Source organism: Streptomyces sp. NPDC007162 (assembly GCF_040634175.1).
In the GTDB taxonomy this organism is placed as follows: domain Bacteria; phylum Actinomycetota; class Actinomycetes; order Streptomycetales; family Streptomycetaceae; genus Streptomyces.
In genome coordinates this window covers 1-3985 of sequence record NZ_JBEYFC010000687.1, presented here as the reverse complement: position 1 = coordinate 3985, position 3985 = coordinate 1, and the positions used below count along the sequence as shown (strand labels likewise).

Below are 3985 nucleotides of genomic sequence, written 5' to 3'. Positions count from 1 at the left end.
GTTTTCTCTGGACGCCACCCTCAGCAACACGGTGTACACCAGCAGTGGAGTCATCCACCTGGTGGCGGGCACGAAAATTCGGCTTCCTGCTCACCGTGGTCTTCCAGCAGAAGTACGCCCACCTGTCCCACGCGGACAAGACCATCTACATCGTCACCGTCATCCTCGGTGCCTCGGCCACGGGCGCCCTCATCGGCCCGGTGTCCCTGCACCGGCTGGTCTCCGGCCGGAGAGTGAAGCCGCAGGCCGTCCGCCTCGCGTCCCGGCTGACGTCGATCGGCCTCTTCCTGCTGCTGGCCACCATGACCGCCTCCCTGGTGCTCATCCTCCGGGTGGCCACCAGCGGCGGCTATGTGACCTGGGTGGTCCTCGCCGTGGTGATCTGGTACCTGCTGTGCTGGTACGCCGTGCCCCTGTGGGCGCGGCGCCGTCACAGCGTCCGCTGAGCCGCCTGAGGTGGCCGAGACGGCCGTACCCGCCACCACCGACCCCGGCGGTCATGGCGCTCCGCGGACCGTTACGCGGACGGCCACTCAGCCGGTGGCGAGGATCTCCGCGAGGACGTCGTCCATGCGTACCTCTTCCCGGCCGGGCGGCACCGCCATGTACGTGTCGCTCAGGAACGCGGCCAGGGCGGGCGCCCACACGAAGACCACCGCGTGGTGGCGCTCGCCGCCGGGCAGCGGATCGCCGAGGAACTCCATCCGCACTTCCCTCCAGCGCCCCTGCCGCTCGGGGCGCAACCGGATGTCCCCGACCCCGACCGGCTCTCTCAGGCCGTCGTTCAGCATCTCGCGGTCCAGCCGCCACCGGGCGAGCACCCGGCCGTCCAGGGCGAACACCGCGGTGACGGCGAACGGGTCACCGGCGTCGTAGGAGAGATGGGCGAGGACGGGACAACGGCCCGTCCCGTCCGTCCGAAGCTGTACCACCAGGGTCCTGTGCACGATGGGGTTCACGCGAGAGGCCTCCGAGAACGATCGGCTTGGTGCCCTCTAGTACCCCTCTCACAGGAAAAACGCTCAATCCGAGGCGGAATTCCCCTGCGCACCGCGCAGCGCCGCCAGGCAGGACCCGATGGCCTGCTGGAGTTCCTCCAGGCGCTGGAGCATGTCGTCCTCGTAGAAGTCCTGGGCGTCGTCGAAGGTCAGCTCCTCGAACGCCTTGGTCGCCTTCTGCAGGCTGCTGTAGAACCTGGTGCGCTGCTCCTGGACGCGCAGGTCGGGGTCGGCCTCGACCGCCTCGACGATCAGGTTCTTCATGGTGTCGTAGGCCTCGGTCGCCCACTCGCCGGTGTCCTCGTCCTCGTCCAGTTCGTCGAGGAGGGACAGGTGGCGCTCGGCCTCCCGGCGCAGCTCGGCCGGCGCGTCGAGGGTCTGCCCGGCCGGGGTCCTGATCCGGCCGGACTCGGCGATCTGCCGGACGTAGCCGATCCGGTCGGCGGAGCGGCTCTCGGTGGCGACCGCCTTCTTCAGGTCGTCGGTGCGGACCACGTCCCGGGCCAGCACGGTCCCGAGGTCCGGGTCCTCCTTGATGCGGTCCAGGAGTGCCGAGCGGGCGGCACGCGCGGTGGAGGGGTCGGCGAGGATCGCGGCGCGCAGCGCGGTGGGGTTCTCGGCCACCTCCAGGGCCTTGGTGGGGCGGATGCCCTCCGCCTCTGCGGCCGCGGCGATGGCGGTGCCGCGCTCCGAGGCGGCGCTGTTGCGGGAGACGTAGTAGTCCAGCCACACGTCGGAGTCGGGGAGCTCGACCTCCTGGCCCGGGGCGAGTGTCTCGAAGTGCGGCACCAAGCCGTCGTCGGCGGCCCGGTCCCAGGCCTTGTAGTAGCGCATGACGCGCTCCGGGGAGCAGCCGGCCAGCTCGGCGAACTCCTTCGCCGAGACCTTCGGCGTCCCCTCCGCGTCCTGCCCGCCCGGTCGCACACTGCGGGCCACCATCAGCCCGAACGTCCAGCCTCCGGTGCGCACGTAGGCACCGAACTCCCGCGCGTCCCGGGCCACGAGGTCGGAGAGGGGGGCCGGGGACGCGCCGGACGTCTCGGACGGGTCGATCGCTAGGGTCACGGAGGACGCTCCTGAAGGCTGCCGGACTGCATACGTACAGTCCGGCAGCCTACCGACCCGTCGGCCGGGGGCCGGCGATCGGCCGGGGTCAGCCGAACGCGTCGCGCAGGGCGGGCAGCAGCGTCGTGCGGGACCAGTCCAGGTACTCCGGCTGCGACTCACCGCCGATCTGCACCAGGGCGATCTCCCCGAACCCGGCCTCCGCGTACGGCCGTACGGCCTCGACGAAGTCGTCCGGGTCGGCCCCGCACGGGATGGAGGCGGCCACGTCGTCCTGCGTGACGAACTGGGTCGCGGACTCGAAGGAGTCGGGGTGCGGCAGTTCGGAGTTGACCTTCCAGCCGCTGCCGAACCAACGGAACTGGGAATGGGCCCGCTTCACCGCGGTGTCGCGGTCGGGGTCCCAGCACACCGGCAGCTGGCCGACGCGCGGCTTGCCCGCTCCGCCGTGCCGGTCGAAGGCGTCCAGGAGCGAGGCCTTCGGTTCGGTCGCGATGGCCAGGTCGGCCAGTTTCCCGGCGAGCGTGCAGGACTGCTCGCCGGAGACCGCGATGCCGATCGGCGGCGGTTCGTCCGGGAGGTCCCACAGGCGGGCGGACTCCACGTCGTAGTGGGTGCCGTGGTGGTTGACGTGGCCGCCCGCGAACAGCGCCCTGATGATCTCCACGGCCTCTTCCAGCATCTCGTGCCGTACGTCCACCGACGGCCAGCCGCCGCCCACGACGTGCTCGTTGAGGTTCTCGCCCGCGCCGAGCCCGAGCCGGAACCGGCCCTCGGACAGCAGCTGTACGGTGGCCGCCTTCTGGGCCACGATCGCGGGATGATAGCGGATCGTGGGGCAGGTGACGTAGGTCATCAGCGGGATCCGCGAGGTGGCCTGGGCGGCGGCGCCGAGGACGCTCCACACATAGGGGGCGTGCCCCTGGGAGCGCAGCCACGGAAAGTAGTGGTCCGACGCCACCGAGAAGTCGAAGCCCGCCTCCTCGGCCCGCACCAGGTGATCCACGAGATCACGCGGACCGGCCTGTTCCGTCATCATCGTGTATCCGATGTGCACCATACGGTGCGAGTCCCCAGGAGGCCCCGGGGAAAACGGCCCGTCCCGGCAGACGGAGGCTAGACGCGGAACGTGGCCAGGAACGTCTTCCTCGCCAGTTCGTCCGCGGCGTCGTCCCAGGCCGTGGCGGGTGCGGTGATGCGCAGGGAGAAGCTGCGGCCGCCGCCGAGCAGGAAGCCGCGCCCGAAGGTGCGCACCCGGTCGGCGCCGGTGCCTGACAGCCACTCCATGTCCGCCCCCTTGCGGCCCTGGTAGGTGGTCGCCGTGATCTGGCCGATCCGCCGGTACCCGGCCTCCTTCTCCAGCTGGGGTTCGACGTCGTCCCGCCACACGGCGACCGGGTCGGGACCCGCCTGGGTGCTGTAGGTCACCGCCAGGGTGCGCGGATCGTCGCCTCCCGGGCCGAAGGTGACCCGGTAGGCGAGGTCCTTCACCCGCGCGGTGTCCAGGCGCTTCCAGCCCGTGGGGAGCGCCACCGAGAAGCCCTCCGGGGCGGTGTAACGGCGGAAGCCCGCCGGGAGCGCGCCGACCGTGGCCGAGGCGGCGGGTGACGCGCTGGGGCTGGGCGGCGCCGATGCCTTGGTGGCGGAGGGTGCGGGGGAGGGGGAGGTGCTCGGACTCTTGCCGTCCGTGCGGTTGCCCGGGCCGGAGGCCGTGGCCGAGGCGCTGGGTGCCGAGCCCGCCGAGGAGGTGCCCGGCAGGCCCTGGGTCGCGGCCAGCACCGCCACCGACACGGTCACCACGGCCAGCGCGGTCCCGCCGATCATGGTGGCCCTGCTCCACCCGGAGGCCCGGGCGGCCACGTAGGCGCCGCGCAGCCGCGGAACCGGGGCTTTGGCATCCGCCCCCGCCTCTTCCGGCCGCC

Annotated in this window: 4 protein-coding genes and 1 pseudogene; 1 reads left to right on the top strand and 4 read right to left on the bottom strand. The window is 71.9% G+C overall.

Annotation, left to right across the window (positions count from 1 at the left end; translation table 11 throughout):
• The first annotated feature begins 44 nt into the window (after window positions 1-44).
• On the top strand, window positions 45-446 hold the full coding sequence (locus ABZ646_RS42080) for a DUF6328 family protein (protein ID WP_360531722.1): 402 nt from the start codon (window positions 45-47) through the stop codon (window positions 444-446).
• A gap of 87 nt (window positions 447-533) precedes the next feature.
• On the opposite strand, the gene ABZ646_RS42075 is transcribed toward ABZ646_RS42080, so the two are convergent.
• The 4 genes and pseudogenes from ABZ646_RS42075 to ABZ646_RS42060 all read right to left on the bottom strand — a co-directional run.
• On the bottom strand, window positions 534-959 hold the full coding sequence (locus ABZ646_RS42075) for an SsgA family sporulation/cell division regulator (protein ID WP_360531719.1): 426 nt from the start codon (window positions 957-959) through the stop codon (window positions 534-536).
• Window positions 960-1022: 63 nt separating this feature from the next.
• Entirely contained in the window at window positions 1023-2063 is a 1041-nt protein-coding gene (locus tag ABZ646_RS42070) for a hypothetical protein (RefSeq protein ID WP_360531716.1), read from the bottom strand.
• A gap of 88 nt (window positions 2064-2151) precedes the next feature.
• Entirely contained in the window at window positions 2152-3123 is a 972-nt protein-coding gene (locus ABZ646_RS42065) for an LLM class F420-dependent oxidoreductase (protein WP_360531713.1), read from the bottom strand.
• Between the two features lie 56 nt (window positions 3124-3179).
• Window positions 3180-3985: pseudogene (locus ABZ646_RS42060) on the bottom strand (serine/threonine protein kinase); the annotation flags it as partial.

What these genes read in the sequence shown, in the direction of transcription:
- ABZ646_RS42065 (WP_360531713.1), bottom strand. Translation starts at nt 3,123, where the DNA reads ATGGTGCACATCGGATACACGATGATGACGGAACAGGCCGGTCCGCGT.